Genomic DNA, 14,539 nt, shown 5'->3' with positions numbered 1-14,539 from the left:
TTTTCCGTACAGCCCGTACATAGTAGGATGGATTATCGCACAAATGCCCTTGGTTTATAAAGAGCCAACCTGCCGCAGGAAGTGCGGCGGCAAAAGGAGTTCGACAAGATGCAAATTCGTCCATTGGGTGCAACCGGTCCACAGGTCTCGACATTGGGTCTGGGCTGCATGGGCATGTCCGGCATATACGGTCCCGCTGACCGTGCCGAGAGTATTGCAACCATTCACGCGGCGCTGGAAGCGGGCATCAACCTGCTCGATACCGGCGATTTCTACGGCATGGGCCATAATGAGCTGCTGATCAGCGAAGCGCTCAAGGGCACAAAGCGCGATCAGGCGATCCTCAGCGTCAAGTTCGGTGCGCAGCGCGACCCTGCTGGCGGCTGGATCGGCTTTGACGGACGGCCCGCGGCGGTGAAAACCTCGCTCGCCTATTCCCTGCAAAGGCTGGGTGTCGACTACATCGACGTCTATCGCCCGGCGCGCCTTGATCCGAATGTGCCGATCGAGGAGACAGTCGGTGCCATCGCGGAGATGGTGAAGGCCGGGTTTGTCCGGCATATCGGCCTGTCGGAGGTTGGACCCGAAACCATCCGCCGCGCTGCCGCCGTCCATCCGATTGCCGATCTGCAGATCGAGTATTCGCTGATTTCGCGCGGTATCGAGGACCGTATTCTCACCACCTGCCGGGAACTGGGCATCGGCATCACCGCCTATGGCGTGCTGTCACGTGGCCTGATCAGCGGCCATTGGCGCAAGGATGCGGCTGGTCCTGCCGATTTCCGTACCCACAGCCCGCGCTTTCAGGGTGAGAATGTCGACAAGAACCTGCGTCTGGTCGATGCGCTGCAGGGCATTGCCGAAGCCAGGGGTGTCACCGTGGCGCAGATTGCCATTGCCTGGGTCGCCGCGCAGGGCGATGACATCATTCCCGTTGTCGGCGCCCGCCGCCGGGATCGCCTGAGCGAAGCACTGGGCGCGCTGGATCTGACCTTGTCCGGGGATGATCTGGAGCGCATCGAGCAGGCTGTGCCGAAAGGCGCTGCGGCCGGAGAACGCTATGCCGCCGCCCAGATGGCGCATCTCGACAGCGAAGCGGGCAGCCACTGATCGGCCTTCGCCGATTGGTCCTGCAAAAATCTAATGGATGGCCGTGTGCACCCGGCCATCGTCCGGCGGGGCAAATGCGGTGGCGATGCGTGCGCCGATATAGTTCTCGATGTTTTCCACGTGGCTGATCTGCTTGCGGAAATCCGTCAATCGCGCGCCTTCAAGATCGGTTCCGGCAGGCAGCGGTGTTGCGGTCGGGTCGTAATATTTATCGCCGATGCGCAGTTCGTAGTAGAGATGCGGGCCCGTGGAGAGGCCGGTCGAGCCGATATAGGCAATCACCTGCCCCTGGCTGACACGCTGGCCGACTTTCAGCGATGGCGGGGTTCGCGAAATATGCGAATAGGTGGTGAAGAACCCGCCATCATGCTTGATGCGGACATATTTGCCGTAGCCGGATTCCGATGAGATCAGCACCACCTCGCCATCGCCCGCCGCGAGAATGGGCGAGCCGAACGGCGCGGCGTAGTCGACACCGTTGTGGTGCTTGCGCACTTTCAGGATCGGGTGCGTGCGCCAGGCAAAACCATCGCCGAGCCGCCCGTTTGGAACCGGGTTTTTCATCAGGGTCTTGGAGGCCGACTGGCCGTCCTCGTCGAAGAATTCCGCCTTGTTGCCGGGCGCTGCGCGGAAATGGTAAAATCGCTTGGTCTTGTCCTTCGTGTTGAAGGTCACGGCAACAGGCTCGGATTCGCCCTGTTCATTGGTGCGGAACACCAGTTCGACGGATTGGTCGAGCAGAGCCGCATCGGTCAGCTTGATGCCGTTTTCCTTGGCAAGCTGCAGGATTTGTCCCGCCATGTGGGCCGGAACATTCAGCTTTTCCAGCTGCTGCATGGCGGCGGGAAATTCCTTTTCGGCCGCCTGCGCCCGGTCGTCCCTGCGCGTATCGGGGCTGGTCACATCGGCGCTTGCCATGTGGGCATCATGGGCGAGGCGTTCGAACTGCCGCGGGTTGCTGACACGCCGCAGAATGCCGCCATCGTCGCGCGCCAGATCGGATGGCGGGCTGTCATGCCGGAAAAGCCGCGCCATCAGCAGCCGCTCCGGCGCATCCTTGCGCGGCGCCTTTTCCAGGAGAAGCTCGATCCGCTCCGGCGACGCGCTGCTGCTGGCCGTCAGTGCCGTCTGCAGCGCCGCCCGGTCCTCGTTGGTCATGTTGGCTGCGGCCAGGAGACCGCCGATGTCTCCGCCCTGGGTGGGCAGGGCAACCACCTGTTCGACAGCGGGGGCGGGCTGCACCTTGGCCGTGCTGACATTGATCGGCGTTCCGCGCACGAGAATGCGTTCTTCGCCCAAGCTCGCCAATGCCACCGGCATGGCCGTGGTTTTGGTCTTCGTGGATTTCTCCGTCAAAATGGACCGGAACGGATCGGTGCTGGCGGGCGGAAACCGCTGGGCGAGTGCGGCGGCATGGCCCGCGCCGGTCCGCGTCTGCGCTTGCTTGTTCGCGCCGATCTTGACCTGATGATAGGCGAATTTTTCCGTCGAACCGTCCGCCTGGCTTTCCAGCACCTTGGCCACCGGTGCCGCCTGCACGATGGCGGGCGGGGGGAGGCGGTCGCCCTTCGGCGCGGCTGCCGGCCGCGTGCGCAGCGGTGCGGCAATGGCGGCTATGGCCACGGGCGGGCGCCGGTTCATGACGGTGAGGACGCCCGCAAACATGGCGGCAGAGGCAATCCCGGCGACCAGAATGGCCGAGAGGAAGCGCGCATGGGTGAAAAGCGAAAAGCGGACAATGCGCGATATCTGGCGGATGGCGCCAAAATTATCGTCGATTGCCTGTTCGATTCTGCTTTTTGCGTTTGATCGCGTCATCAGGTCCCGTACGTCACGCTTCCATTGCGCGCGAGGCTATTGTCTAACATGGCAATATCGAGGCACGCGGAACTTTATCCCCAACAAACCGCACTGCGCCCCCTTATAAGGGCTGATTTGGCGATTGGCGAGCAATCATTTGCCGATGAATTGTCTGTTCAAAGCTCCTGACATCAGGATGTCAGGAGCCCTGTTGTAGGCTGAAACAGCACCGCGGGAAATTGGACTTTCGATGAACGAGCCTTGCAATACGGCCGGAATGCCTGAATTTGAAGTCAGCGATCTTCTTGATACGGATGTCGTGTCGCTGAAGAATGTCCGCTGCCACGGCCATTGCCGGCATCGCAGCGCCGAGGAATGCACATCCGCCACCCACCTCGTTTTCCCCTATCGCGGGGTCTATGTCAGGCATGTCGGCAGCGGGCAGGCGGTGGCCGATGCCAACCACGTGCTGTTCTTCAATGCGGGCGAGGGCTATCAGGTCAGCCACCCCGTCCGCGGCGGTGACTCGAGCCTGTCCATGGCGTTGCCCGAAACGGTTTTGCAGGAGCTGGCGCCGCCGTCCCTGCTGAAAAAGGGCGGTGAGTTCGGGTTTTGCGGCCAGCACCAGCGCATCGACCCGCGGGCGCAGGCGCTGGTGGCACTCCTCCGGCACCATCTGGAAAACGCCAGCATCGAGCCGCTGGAAGCGGAAAGCCTGCTGCTGACGCTGGTGTGCCGCAGCCTTGGTCCGCGCACCTCACACGTGCCACGCGCCAGCTTTGCCCGCAGCCGTCTGGCCGACAGGGTCAAGCTGCTGCTGGCGGGCGATCTCTCCCGCCGCTGGACCCTGGCGGACATTGCCCGGGAGATCGGCGGCTCACCCGTCTATCTCACCCAGGTGTTCCAGCAGGTCGAAGGCATGCCGCTCTACCGCTATCACCTGCGCCTGCGCCTTGCCCGCGCGCTCGATCTGCTGCCGCGCTCGGATGATCTGACGGCGCTGGCGCTCGATCTCGGCTTTTCCAGCCACAGCCATTTCACCGCGGCGTTCAAACAGGCCTATGGCCGTTCGCCCAGCGCCTTTGTCCAGTCGGCGCACCCCGGAAACAGCTAAAGATCTCGATAGCAGCGAAACGCCCGCGATGGTCTCCTGCACCTGCCCGATAGGCGGGTAAAAGGAGGTGAGATCATGAGCCAGAAAACCTGTGCCGTCTGCGATGACGCGCTGGATGCGACCATCATCGAAGTCAAGATCGGCGACCAGACCGTGGAAGTCTGCTGCGAGGAATGCGCCGGCAAGCTGCGGGAAGCCGCCCCGAGGAAGCCGTCATGACCGTGCAGCAGTTTCAGGCTGCCCGCAAGCACGTGGATACGCCGTCCGGGCGTATCCATTATGCCGAGGCGGGCACGGGCCCTGTTGCGCTTTTCGTCCATGGCATTCTCGTCAACAGCCATCTCTGGCGGCATCAGCTGGCCGGCCTGTCGGATATCCGCCGCTGCATTGCCATCGACACGCTCGCCCACGGTGCGACGGAGGCGTCCGCGACGCAGGACCTGTCCACCGCCGCGCAGGCGGCAATGCTGGCGGAGTTTCTCGATGCGCTTGGCATCGATGCGGTCGATCTCGTCGGCAATGACGGCGGCGGCGCGGTGTGCCAGATCTTTGCCGTCAACCATCCAGGCCGTGTCCGCAGCCTTACCCTGACGGACTGCGACACCCATGACAACTGGCCGCCGCAGGCGTTCCAGGGCTTCGTTGACCTGTGCGCGTCGGGCGGCCTGCGCGATACGCTGGCGGCGATGCTGGACAACAAGGACATCTTCCGTTCGCCCGGCGCGCTCGGCCCCTGCTACGAGGACACGGCAAGCGTCAGCGACGCGACGATCGACATCTATCTCAAGCCCTATTTCTCCGCGCCGGATCGCATCCGAGGACTCGAGCGTTTCGTTGCCGCCTTTGACAACGGCCAGACCGTCGCCATCGAGCCGAAACTGCGCTCGCTGGATGTGCCGACCCTGATCGTCTGGGCGACCGATGACGTCTATTTCGACCGGAAGTGGGCCCATTGGCTGGCCGGGCGCATTCCCGGCACGCGCCGCGTCGTCGAGTTCGAGGGCGCCCGGCTGTTCTTCCCCGAGGAGCGGCCGGAAGCATTCAACCGTGAATTGCGCGCGCATTGGTCCTGACCGGCGCTCGCGGTTTGCGTGGCAACGGCATCTCCCCCTTTCCGGGGGGGCAATGGACGCACCAACCGGGAAACCAGAATGATGGAGGCTGAAATGGCCGATTTGATTTCACATGTCATCACCGGGATGAAGCGCCTGTCCGGCCCTCTTGCGCGGCGCTGGCGCAAGGCCCGTACGCACCGGCATATCAACGAGCTTCCCGACCATATTCTTGACGATATCGGCTGGCCGGATGCTTATATGGACCGGCGGGTCAAGGAAGATGCTCCCCCAAGGGCGAAGATTGTCTCAAGCAAGCAGTGTCGGAATCCCGCATAGCCAATCGTCTTCAGGACGCAGAAGCGATGGAGAACCGCCATGACGATAACCATTACCGCCTTTGAACGCTCACCCGACAAGGGCCAGGGCCTGGCGCGCGACATGCGCGTGCGCTGGGCGCTGGAAGAAGTCGGCCAGCCCTACACCACCAGACTTGTCTCGTTCAACGCGATGAAGGAGCCCGCGCATCTGGCGCTGCAGCCGTTCGGACAGATTCCGACCTATGAGGAAGACGGGCTCGCTTTGTTCGAATCCGGGGCCATCGTCTTGCATATCGCCGGGCGCAATCCCGGCCTCCTGCCGGATGATGGGAATGCGCGGGCGCGCGCCATCGCGTGGATGTTTGCCGCTGTCGCCACGGTGGAACCGCCGATCCTCGAGCGTCAGGTCGCCCTGTTTGCGGAGGGGGACAGGAGCTGGCGCGCGGAGCGCATGCCTCTCGTCGACAACCGCATCCGGGACCGGCTCGGCGAAGTTTCCACCCGGCTTGATGATGCCGAGTGGCTCGACGGCGCGTTCAGCGCCGGGGACCTGATGATGGTGCACGTGCTCATCCGGCTGCGGGCGTCGGGGATACTGGCGGAATATCCGAGCCTTGCCGCCTATGTCGCGCGCGGCGAAGCGCGCCCCGCCTACCAGCGCGCCTTCTCAGCCCAACGGGCGGTGTTCACCGCCGCATCGGATCGCGATTAGGGCGCGATAACACCTAGGCAACTGCCTTGCGGTAGGCCGTGACGGCAAGCCAGATTGCGGAAAGCAGGAAGTAGAATGCGCCGAACGCCGCATAGGGAGCAATGTCCAGGATTGTCGGCGCAACAGTGCCGATGGATCGGCTGATCATGAAACCGCCGGCAAGGGCGGATTGCGCGCCGCTCAGGATCATCGGCCATTGCGCGCCGTAGTGACGCCAGCGTTTTATTCCCGTGTTCAACTGCAGCAGACCTGAAAAGATCGCCCAGCCGCCAAACACCGCCAGAACGGCATACATGCTGCTGCTCAACGCTGCGATAACGGCGAGCGTCGTTATCGTGCTGACCGCGACATTCAATGCTTGGGACGGGTTGGCTTTCAGGCCGCCATTGACACGGGCATCAACCAGATTGGCGAGGGCGTCCCATGCCGGGTAGATGACGAGCAGAACCACGGCGAGAGCGGGTTGCGCACTGAAGAGAATGGCGGCGGCAACCCATGCGGCGGAGAAGATGGCGCGCGCAAAATAATAGGTTCGCAGCCAGCTGGACGGGGTTGAAGATTGGCTTTGCATTGGCAGATTCCTTGTTGTGATCTACCTACCAGTAGGAAGGCTGTACTTGTGAGTCAACCCGGTGCTCGAACACCTCATTGTGAAAAGCGGGAGCGATGCACAATCTTGACATCCAGCCTACCAGAAGGTAGGCAGCGCTATGAAATCAATGGCTTCGACTTCAGAAAAGATTCTTGATATCGCGCAGTCTCTCATCGTCGCGGGAGGCTATAACGGGTTCAGCTATGCCGATATCTCGGCTGCGATCGGCATCCGGAAGGCGAGCATCCACCATCACTTTCCGACGAAGGCGGAACTGGTCGCGGTGCTGGTGGACCGTTACAGGCAGCAGGCCGAAACCGGTCTGCAAGCGCTCCGCGCGCAGGTCGCAAGCCCTGCCGAACAGTTGCAGTTCTACCTGAACTACTGGGACACATGCATTCGCGATGCCTCGCAGCCCTTCTGCGTCTGCGCGATGCTGGCTGGCGAGATGCCGATGCTGCCCGATGAGGTCGCATCACGCGTCCGCGCGCATTTCCAAAGTCTCGCGGCATGGCTTGCGTCGGTGCTGAGCGCCGGAGCGCAGCAGGACCTGTTCCGGTTGAACGGGCGGCCCGAGGAGGAGGCCCAGATTCTGATGGCCTCGGTTCACGGGGCCATGCTCTCTTCGCGGGCTTTTGGCGATCCCGGATTGTTCATTGCCATCATCAGCACGCAGGTCGCCAAGCTGACGAAATAACCAGCGCAGATGGCCTCCGAGGCGGCTTGCTTGGCCGCCAATGTCAGCATTGGAGCTGCCTTGTGCGCTGGCAGGTGGCTATGCGGGGGCGAGAGTTATGTCCTGCAAGGCTAGAATTCTGTTGCTCTTGATTGATTGGTAAGCAGCGCTGCCGCCGTGGTTCCAAGAACTTCCGCGATCTTGGCGACAATCGTAATGGTTGGATTTCGCGTTTCCCGCTCGATGCCCGAGATATAGGTGCGGTCAATATTTGCTTGAGCCGCGAGCTCTTCCTGAGAAAGATGCAGCTGCTGTCTGCCAAGCCTGACATTGCGCGCCAGAATTCCGCGAACGTTTTCCATTCTGCGGATTGATCACGCTGTAGACAATAGTCCAACGGATTATAGTCCACAAAAATGCTTCCGCTTTCAGTCTGTTGACTATATTCTACATACTGTCATGTAGCGGAGGACGGCAAATGTTGGATATGATTTTCCGAGGTATAGCTTTGTTTCTGCTGATCTTCTGCGGCAGTCAGGTTGTGATTTTCATTGGCCTCATCCTATGGGTGTTTTGGATAGACGCTATTAAGCCGAGAATGATCCCGAAAGCTGAGATCGACAGCATGGCAGGTGACATTATTGCCAGCTACGCCGACCCGGAACGTGAGGCTTTCGCCCGACATGAGCGCGTGTGGTATCGCAGCGACGGTGCGGAGCAGACTTACTGGTGGCGCGTGCGGAAAGTAGTTAGGAAGCGTCTGGCGCAGTCTTGAAGCCGCCATTCGAAAAACGAGCCATATCCCCGGGTCGAATTACCGGCGCGCGCAACTATATCAATGGGGAGCTGGTGCCGCTTCCCGGAATCGAACCGAGGACCCCATCATTACGAATGATGTGCTCTACCAACTGAGCTAAAGCGGCAGGGAAGGGACTTCCCGATCCCTGGACCGGCCATCGGAATGTGCCGGAGGGATGACGCGCCTGATAGCGTTATTGCATGCGGATTGCAAGCCTCGTCATGCCGGCTTTTGGCTGAAACCGCGAAAATCCCTGTGCTCACCACCTCTTGTCCCGCAGTACAGCCAGATTGGAATATTTCCATTTTGCCGATAGACAAGCGTGCAGGACAGGTTAAACTTTCGGTTGTGGTCATGCGGCCTAGGGAGGGGCGGTGACCAAGGCGTTCTGGGAGGAACCGATGGCCAAAGTCGAACTGGTGGTCAATGGGCGCGCCGTCAAGGGCGAAGCCGAAGACCGCACGCTGCTTGTGCATTTCCTGCGTGAAAATCTGGGACTGACGGGAACCCATGTGGGGTGTGACACCTCGCAATGCGGCGCCTGCGTCGTGCATGTGGACGGGCGGGCCGTCAAATCCTGCACCATGCTGGCGGTGCAGGCGTCCGGCGCCGAGGTGACAACCATCGAGGGCATTGCCCTCAATGGCGAGTTGCATCCGGTGCAGACGGCCTTCCGCGAACATCACGGCCTGCAATGCGGTTTCTGTACGCCGGGGATGATCATGTCGTCGGTGGATATGATCCGCCGCCACCCGGAAGGGCTCGACGAAGCCACGGTGCGTGCGGAGCTGGAAGGCAATATCTGCCGCTGTACCGGCTACCACAACATTGTTCAGGCCGTGCTCGACGCATCGGAAAAAATGGGCAAGGGCGCCGTCAAGGCCGCCTGAGAAATCAATTCACGTCGTGCAGTCCGCTTCCGGCCAAACAGACAATTGAGACATTTTGGCGAGGCGCCTGCGACAGGGAGGTAGTGTCATGGGTGTCGAAGGCATTGGATCACGCGTTCTGCGCAAGGAGGACAAGCGGTTCCTCACCGGCAAGGGTCGCTATACCGACGATATGGTGGTGCCGGGGATGAAGCACGCGGTCTTCGTGCGCAGCCCGCACGCCCACGCAAAAATCACCGGGATCAGCACGGGCGCGGCACTCAAGATGCCCGGCGTCATCGGGGTGCTCACCGGCAAGGAATTGAAGGCCGACGGTATCGGCAATCTCATCTGCGGCTGGATGATCCAATCGAAGGACGGCACGCCGATGAAGATGGGCGCCTGGTCGCCGCTCGCCACCGATACGGTGCGCTATGTCGGCGATGCCGTGGCGATCGTCGTCGCCGATACCAAGGGCGAGGCGCGCGATGCCGCCGAGGCGGTGGAAATCGCCTATGAGGAGCTGCCCGTCGTGGTCAGTGCCGTCGAGGCGCTGAAGCCGGGCGCGCCGCAAGTGCACCCGGAAGCGCCGGGCAACCTGATTTTCGACTGGGATATCGGCGATGAAAAGGCGACGGCTGACGCCTTTGCCCGCGCGGCGCATGTAACGACGCTCGATATCGACAACAACCGCCTCGTGCCCAATGCCATGGAGCCGCGCGCGGCGCTCGGCCAGTACGATGCGGCGGAGGATCACTACACCTGCTGGACCACCTCGCAGAACCCGCATGTGGCGCGGCTGGTGATGAGCGCGTTCTATAATGTCGCCCCGGAGAACAAGCTGCGGGTGATCGCGCCGGATGTCGGCGGCGGTTTCGGCTCGAAGATTTTCATCTATCCGGAAGAGATCGTCTGCCTGTGGGCATCGAAGAAGACGGGCGTTCCGGTCAAGTGGGTGGCGGACCGCACGGAAAGCTTCCTGTGCGATGCGCATGGGCGCGACCACGCCACCCATGCGCAGATCGCCTTTGACAAGGACCACAAAATTCTCGGCTTGAAGGTGGAAACCATCGCCAATCTCGGCGCCTACATGTCGCTGTTTTCGAGTTCCGTGCCGACCTATCTCTATGCGACGCTTCTGTCCGGCCAGTATGACATTCCGGCGATCCACGCCAATGTGAAGACGGTCTACACCAACACGGCGCCGGTCGATGCCTATCGCGGCGCCGGGCGGCCGGAGGCTTCCTATGTGCTGGAACGCATCATGGAGACGGCGGCGCGCGAGCTGAAAATATCGCCGGCGGAATTGCGGCGGCGCAATTTCATCCGCGCCTTCCCGCACCAGACGCCTGTCATCATGGCCTACGATGCCGGGGATTTCGACGCGACGCTCGACGCCAGTATGAAGGCGGCGGACTATGCCGGTTTCGAAAAGCGCCGCACGGAGGCCGCCGGCCGCGGCAAGCTGCGCGGCATCGGCATGAGCTGCTACATCGAGGCCTGCGGCATCGCACCGTCGGCGGCGGTCGGGGCGCTGGGCGCCGGTGTCGGCCTGTGGGAAAGCGCCGAGGTGCGGGTCAATGCCGTCGGCACCATCGAAATCCTCACCGGCTCGCATTCGCACGGGCAGGGGCACGAAACCACGTTCGCCCAGCTGGCGGCGGAGCGTTTCGGCGTACCGCTCGACAGCATTTCCATCGTCCACGGCGACACGGACAAGGTGCAGATGGGCATGGGCACCTATGGCTCGCGCTCCGGCGCGGTTGGCATGTCCGCGGTCGTCAAGGCCATGGACAAGGTCGAGGCCAAGGCCAAGAAGATCGCCGCGCACCTGCTCGAGGCAGACGAGGCGGATATCGAGATCAAGGACGGCAATGTCCGGGTGGCGGGGACGGACAAGTCGCTGCCGTGGTTCCAGGTGGCGCTCGCCTCCTACACCGCGCACAACCTGCCCTCCGGCATGGAGCCGGGGCTGAAGGAAACGGCGTTCTACGACCCGAGCAATTTTACCTTCCCGGCCGGCTGCTACATCTGCGAGGTGGAGATCGATCCGGAAACCGGCACGACCAAGATCGTGCAGTTCGTTGCCGCCGACGATTTCGGCAAGATCATCAATCCGATGATCGTCGAAGGGCAGGTGCATGGCGGCCTGGCGCAGGGCATCGGCCAGGCGCTGCTGGAAGGCACGCATTACGATGAAAGCGGCCAGCTGCTGACGGCGAGCTACATGGACTACACCATGCCCCGCGCGCAGGACCTGCCGTCGTTCAACATCATGACGACGGAAACCCCGTGCCCGTCCAATCCGCTGGGGATCAAGGGCTGCGGCGAGGCTGGCGCCATCGGTTCGCCGCCTGCCGTGATGAATGCCATCACCGATGCCATCCGCAACAACAGCCTGAGCATGCCCGCGACCCCGCAAAAGGTCTGGGCTGCCATTCAGGCGGCGAAATAGGGAGATGTGCCATGTATGAAACCCAGTATCATCGGGCCACTTCGGTCGAGGACGCCGCAAGGCAGATGGGCGCGGCCGAGGACGGCAAATTTCTGTCTGGCGGCATGACCCTCATCCCGACCATGAAGCAGCGGCTGGCGTCACCGAGCCATCTGATCGACCTGCGCCATATTCCCGGCTTGAAAGGCATCACCATCACGGGCAAAACCGTGCGTATCGGCGCGGCGACCACGCATTATGACGTCGCGACCCATGCCGAGCTGGCACGGCTCTGCCCGGCGGTCACGCATCTCGCGGCACATATCGGCGATCCACAGGTGCGCAACATGGGCACCATCGGCGGCTCGGTCGCCAACAACGATCCGGCGGCCGACTATCCCGCGGCGCTGCTCGCCCTCAATGCAACCGTCATCACCAGCGCGCGCTCGCTTGCCGCTGCGGATTTCTTTGCCGGGCTGTTCGAAACGGCGCTGGAGCCGGACGAGATTGTCACGGCAGTCGAATTCACCGCGCCCGACAGGGCGGCCTACAAAAAGTTCCCGAATCCGGCGTCGCTCTATGCCATGGCCGGCGTGTTCGTTGCCAAGGCTGGCAGCGAGGTGCGGGTTGCGGTGACCGGGGCTGGCGATAATGGCGTGTTCCGGGCGCAAGCGCTGGAGGCGGCTCTGGCAAAGAGTTTCAGTGCTGCGGCGCTGGACGGCGTTGTGGTTTCCGCCGATGGCCTGATGTCCGATATGCATGCCTCGGCCGACTACCGCGCCAATCTGGTGAAGGTCATGGCCAAGCGTGCCGTGGCGGAGATTGCGGGCTAGGCCTGCGGCTTCTCACGTCTGTCGCAGCACGATCACCGCATAGCGGCAGGGCTCGTTCGTCTCATTGGCGAAGACGCAGTCATTGGGGGTGCCGAGTTCGAGACAATCGCCCTCTTCGAGCCGGTGAAACGTTTCACCCTCGGTAAAGCTCAGCACGCCGCTTAAAATCCAGATCAATTGCCGCTGGAAGGTATAGGCGGACGCGGGGAGTGCCACCCGCGCCTTTGCCGGCAGGTCGACATGCACCACATCCATGGGCAGGTCGGAGGCAGGCGAGACATGGCGGCGGATGTAGCCGGTTTCGGGATCGGTCCACAGCGGCTGGTCCTTGTGGCGCAGCAGCCGTCCTTCCTGCATTTCCGCCCGCGCCATCAGCGTCGACATGCTGAGGCCGAAAGCGCCTGAGAATCGCGCCATCAGCATGGCCGTCGGGCTGCTCTGGCCGCGCTCCACCTTGTTGATCATGGCGCGTGACACGCCGGATTTTTCCGCGAGTTCCGTCAGCGACCAGCCGCGTATTTCCCGCTCTATCCGGATGCGGGCACCGATTTTTGCATCGACATCGTCTATTTTATGAGACATAATGAAACTATAGTAGACGATTGAAAGGGATGCAAGTCGTGATCGTGCGTGCGGCCAGTGAGGCGGATCTTCCAGCCATTCTCGAGATTTACAACGACGCGGTGCTGAACACCACGGCGATCTGGAACGAAACGCAGGTCGATCTGGCTAACCGCAAGGCGTGGCTCAGCGAGCGGCAGTCAAATGGATTTCCGGTGCTGGTCAGCGTCGATGATGATGGTGGTGTCACCGGCTATGCCTCGTTCGGCGACTGGCGTGCTTTCGATGGCTATCGTCACACGGTCGAGCATTCCGTCTATGTGCACAAGGCGGCGCGCGGCGGCGGGATCGGCAAGGCATTGATGCTGGCGCTGATCGGCAAAGCCCACGAGCTTGGCAAGCACGCCATGGTTGCCGGTATCGAGTCCGGCAACGCGGCGTCCATCCGCCTGCACGAAAAACTGGGCTTTCAGGCGGTGGGCCATCTGCCGGAAGTCGGAACCAAATTCGGCAAATGGCTCGACCTGACATTCATGCAGATCGTTCTGGATAATGCTCCGCCGCGTTAGGCGGCGCAGAGTTTTGCCTTCGCCTCGTGGTATTCGCGTTCCAGCCGTTCAACATATTCTGCGGCGCCGGTTACTTCCTTGATCGCGCCGATACCCTGGCCGCAACCCCAGATATCTTTCCAGGCCTTGGCACCGGTGGTTGCCGCTTCGAAATCCATCTTTGAGGGGTCGGCTTCCGGCAGGTGATCGGGATCCATGCCGGATTTGGTGATGGACGGCTTGAGATAGTTGCCGTGAATGCCGGTGAAATAGTTGGAATAGACAATGTCGGATGAGACGGAATCAACGATCATCTGCTTGTAGGCATCGACTGCCCGCGCTTCCTTGGTCGCAATGAAAGGCGAGCCGATATAGGCAAGGTCCGCACCCATGGCCTGTGCTGCCAGGACGGCCTTGCCCGTGGCGATGGCGCCGGACAGCAGCAGCGGCCCATCAAACCATTCGCGGATTTCCTGGATGAGCGCGAAGGGCGACAATGGTCCGGCGTGCCCGCCTGCACCGGCGGCAACCGCGATCAGCCCGTCCGCACCCTTGCGGATGGCTGAGTTGGCGTGGCGGTTGTTGATGATGTCGTGCAGCACGATCCCGCCATAGGAGTGGATGGCAGCGTTGACTTCCGGTACGGCGCCGAGAGAGGAGATAACGATCGGCACCTTGTATTTCACGCACATGGAAAGGTCATGCTCGAGCCGCTTGTTGGAGCGGTGCACGATCTGGTTGACCGCAAACGGTGCTGCCGGGCGGTCCGGGTTTTTGGCGTCGTGGTCGCGCAGGCCTTCGGTGATCTCGGCCAGCCATTCGTCGAGCTGGGCCTCGGGCCGTGCGTTCAGGGCGGGGAAGGAGCCGACAACGCCAGCCTTGCATTGCGCCAGCACGAGGGCCGGATGCGAAATGATGAACAGCGGCGCGCCGACAACGGGAATGCGCAGCTTTTTCGTCAGGATTTCGGGCAATGCCATGTGTTTCCTCCCATGGAATAAATTTTGACGTTTCCGTAAACGTAACTCTTTTTATCAGACCGCGTGCCGTGATCAAGCGAAAGGTTGGCGCGATTGCCTGCGCCTGATCAAAGGCGTGTGAGCGCGGGCGATGCATTGA

Annotated in this window: 17 protein-coding genes and 1 tRNA gene; 12 read left to right on the top strand and 6 right to left on the bottom strand. The window is 61.9% G+C overall.

All coding sequences use genetic code 11. The annotated features are described in order from the left end of the window. Nucleotides 1-108 precede the first annotated feature (108 nt). On the top strand, nucleotides 109-1,110 hold the full coding sequence (locus J1W56_RS03965) for an aldo/keto reductase (RefSeq protein WP_223611943.1): 1,002 nt from the start codon (nucleotides 109-111) through the stop codon (nucleotides 1,108-1,110). A gap of 30 nt (nucleotides 1,111-1,140) precedes the next feature. Here J1W56_RS03965 and J1W56_RS03960 read toward each other — a convergent pair whose 3' ends face one another. Beyond that, complete coding sequence (locus J1W56_RS03960; RefSeq protein ID WP_223611941.1) at nucleotides 1,141-2,928, bottom strand: M23 family metallopeptidase; 1,788 nt, start codon at nucleotides 2,926-2,928, stop codon at nucleotides 1,141-1,143. A 259-nt stretch (nucleotides 2,929-3,187) separates the two neighbouring features. Here J1W56_RS03960 and J1W56_RS03955 point away from each other — a divergent pair, with 259 nt between their 5' ends. The 5 genes from J1W56_RS03955 (at nucleotide 3,188) to J1W56_RS03935 (ending at nucleotide 6,108) form a co-directional block, all read left to right on the top strand. Next, nucleotides 3,188-4,024: a helix-turn-helix domain-containing protein gene (locus tag J1W56_RS03955; RefSeq protein ID WP_223611940.1), complete on the top strand. Its 837-nt coding sequence runs from the start codon at nucleotides 3,188-3,190 to the stop codon at nucleotides 4,022-4,024. A 75-nt stretch (nucleotides 4,025-4,099) separates the two neighbouring features. Beyond that, nucleotides 4,100-4,243, top strand: a complete 144-nt coding sequence (locus J1W56_RS03950; protein WP_223611938.1) for a hypothetical protein — start codon at nucleotides 4,100-4,102, stop codon at nucleotides 4,241-4,243. Next, nucleotides 4,240-5,097, top strand: a complete 858-nt coding sequence (locus J1W56_RS03945) for an alpha/beta fold hydrolase (RefSeq protein ID WP_223611937.1) — start codon at nucleotides 4,240-4,242, stop codon at nucleotides 5,095-5,097. Before J1W56_RS03950 ends, J1W56_RS03945 begins: the two co-directional genes overlap by 4 nt. 93 nt (nucleotides 5,098-5,190) lie before the next feature. Further along, on the top strand, nucleotides 5,191-5,415 hold the full coding sequence (locus J1W56_RS03940) for a DUF1127 domain-containing protein (protein ID WP_223611935.1): 225 nt from the start codon (nucleotides 5,191-5,193) through the stop codon (nucleotides 5,413-5,415). 39 nt (nucleotides 5,416-5,454) lie between these two features. Next, on the top strand, nucleotides 5,455-6,108 hold the full coding sequence (locus J1W56_RS03935; protein ID WP_223611934.1) for a glutathione S-transferase family protein: 654 nt from the start codon (nucleotides 5,455-5,457) through the stop codon (nucleotides 6,106-6,108). Nucleotides 6,109-6,121: 13 nt separating this feature from the next. Here the strand turns inward: J1W56_RS03935 and J1W56_RS03930 are convergent, their stop codons facing one another. Continuing rightward, the gene (locus J1W56_RS03930) at nucleotides 6,122-6,679 is read right to left on the bottom strand and encodes a DUF308 domain-containing protein (RefSeq protein ID WP_223611932.1); all 558 of its coding nucleotides are present in this window, start codon (nucleotides 6,677-6,679) and stop codon (nucleotides 6,122-6,124) included. Between the two features lie 139 nt (nucleotides 6,680-6,818). Here J1W56_RS03930 and J1W56_RS03925 point away from each other — a divergent pair, with 139 nt between their 5' ends. Continuing rightward, nucleotides 6,819-7,397 (top strand): TetR/AcrR family transcriptional regulator, encoded by a 579-nt coding sequence (locus J1W56_RS03925; RefSeq protein WP_223611931.1) that lies wholly within the window; start codon nucleotides 6,819-6,821, stop codon nucleotides 7,395-7,397. Between the two features lie 110 nt (nucleotides 7,398-7,507). Here J1W56_RS03925 and J1W56_RS03920 read toward each other — a convergent pair whose 3' ends face one another. Beyond that, the gene (locus J1W56_RS03920) at nucleotides 7,508-7,738 is read right to left on the bottom strand and encodes a helix-turn-helix domain-containing protein (protein ID WP_223611929.1); all 231 of its coding nucleotides are present in this window, start codon (nucleotides 7,736-7,738) and stop codon (nucleotides 7,508-7,510) included. 116 nt (nucleotides 7,739-7,854) lie between these two features. Between J1W56_RS03920 and J1W56_RS03915 the strand changes: the two genes are divergently transcribed. Beyond that, nucleotides 7,855-8,151: a hypothetical protein gene (locus tag J1W56_RS03915; RefSeq protein ID WP_223611928.1), complete on the top strand. Its 297-nt coding sequence runs from the start codon at nucleotides 7,855-7,857 to the stop codon at nucleotides 8,149-8,151. A gap of 72 nt (nucleotides 8,152-8,223) precedes the next feature. Here the strand turns inward: J1W56_RS03915 and J1W56_RS03910 are convergent. Beyond that, nucleotides 8,224-8,299: transfer RNA gene (locus tag J1W56_RS03910), tRNA-Thr, on the bottom strand. 277 nt (nucleotides 8,300-8,576) lie between these two features. Between J1W56_RS03910 and J1W56_RS03905 the strand changes: the two genes are divergently transcribed. The 3 genes from J1W56_RS03905 to J1W56_RS03895 all read left to right on the top strand — a co-directional run bounded on the left by J1W56_RS03905 (nucleotide 8,577) and on the right by J1W56_RS03895 (nucleotide 12,311). Beyond that, nucleotides 8,577-9,065: a (2Fe-2S)-binding protein gene (locus J1W56_RS03905; protein ID WP_223611926.1), complete on the top strand. Its 489-nt coding sequence runs from the start codon at nucleotides 8,577-8,579 to the stop codon at nucleotides 9,063-9,065. Between the two features lie 88 nt (nucleotides 9,066-9,153). Further along, nucleotides 9,154-11,499, top strand: a complete 2,346-nt coding sequence (locus J1W56_RS03900; protein WP_223611924.1) for a xanthine dehydrogenase family protein molybdopterin-binding subunit — start codon at nucleotides 9,154-9,156, stop codon at nucleotides 11,497-11,499. A gap of 11 nt (nucleotides 11,500-11,510) precedes the next feature. Further along, a complete protein-coding gene (locus J1W56_RS03895; RefSeq protein ID WP_223611923.1) occupies nucleotides 11,511-12,311 on the top strand; it encodes an FAD binding domain-containing protein in 801 nt (266 codons plus the stop codon). Between the two features lie 12 nt (nucleotides 12,312-12,323). Here the strand turns inward: J1W56_RS03895 and J1W56_RS03890 are convergent, their stop codons facing one another. Then, nucleotides 12,324-12,893 carry a helix-turn-helix domain-containing protein gene (locus J1W56_RS03890; protein WP_223611921.1) on the bottom strand — a complete coding sequence of 190 codons (570 nt, stop codon included), beginning with the start codon at nucleotides 12,891-12,893 and terminating at the stop codon, nucleotides 12,324-12,326. 38 nt (nucleotides 12,894-12,931) lie between these two features. Here J1W56_RS03890 and J1W56_RS03885 point away from each other — a divergent pair, with 38 nt between their 5' ends. Further along, complete coding sequence (locus J1W56_RS03885) at nucleotides 12,932-13,441, top strand: GNAT family N-acetyltransferase (protein ID WP_223611920.1); 510 nt, start codon at nucleotides 12,932-12,934, stop codon at nucleotides 13,439-13,441. Here J1W56_RS03885 and J1W56_RS03880 read toward each other — a convergent pair. Then, a complete protein-coding gene (locus tag J1W56_RS03880) occupies nucleotides 13,438-14,400 on the bottom strand; it encodes an NAD(P)H-dependent flavin oxidoreductase (protein ID WP_223611919.1) in 963 nt (320 codons plus the stop codon). The two genes, J1W56_RS03885 and J1W56_RS03880, sit on opposite strands and share 4 nt — an antisense overlap. Nucleotides 14,401-14,539: the final 139 nt, after the last annotated feature.

Origin of the sequence: Phyllobacterium calauticae, from assembly GCF_019991125.1 — a bacterium.
Taxonomy (GTDB): domain Bacteria; phylum Pseudomonadota; class Alphaproteobacteria; order Rhizobiales; family Rhizobiaceae; genus Phyllobacterium; species Phyllobacterium calauticae.
The sequence above is the reverse complement of the archived record's forward strand: the minus strand, read 5'-3'. Positions and strand labels throughout refer to the sequence as shown.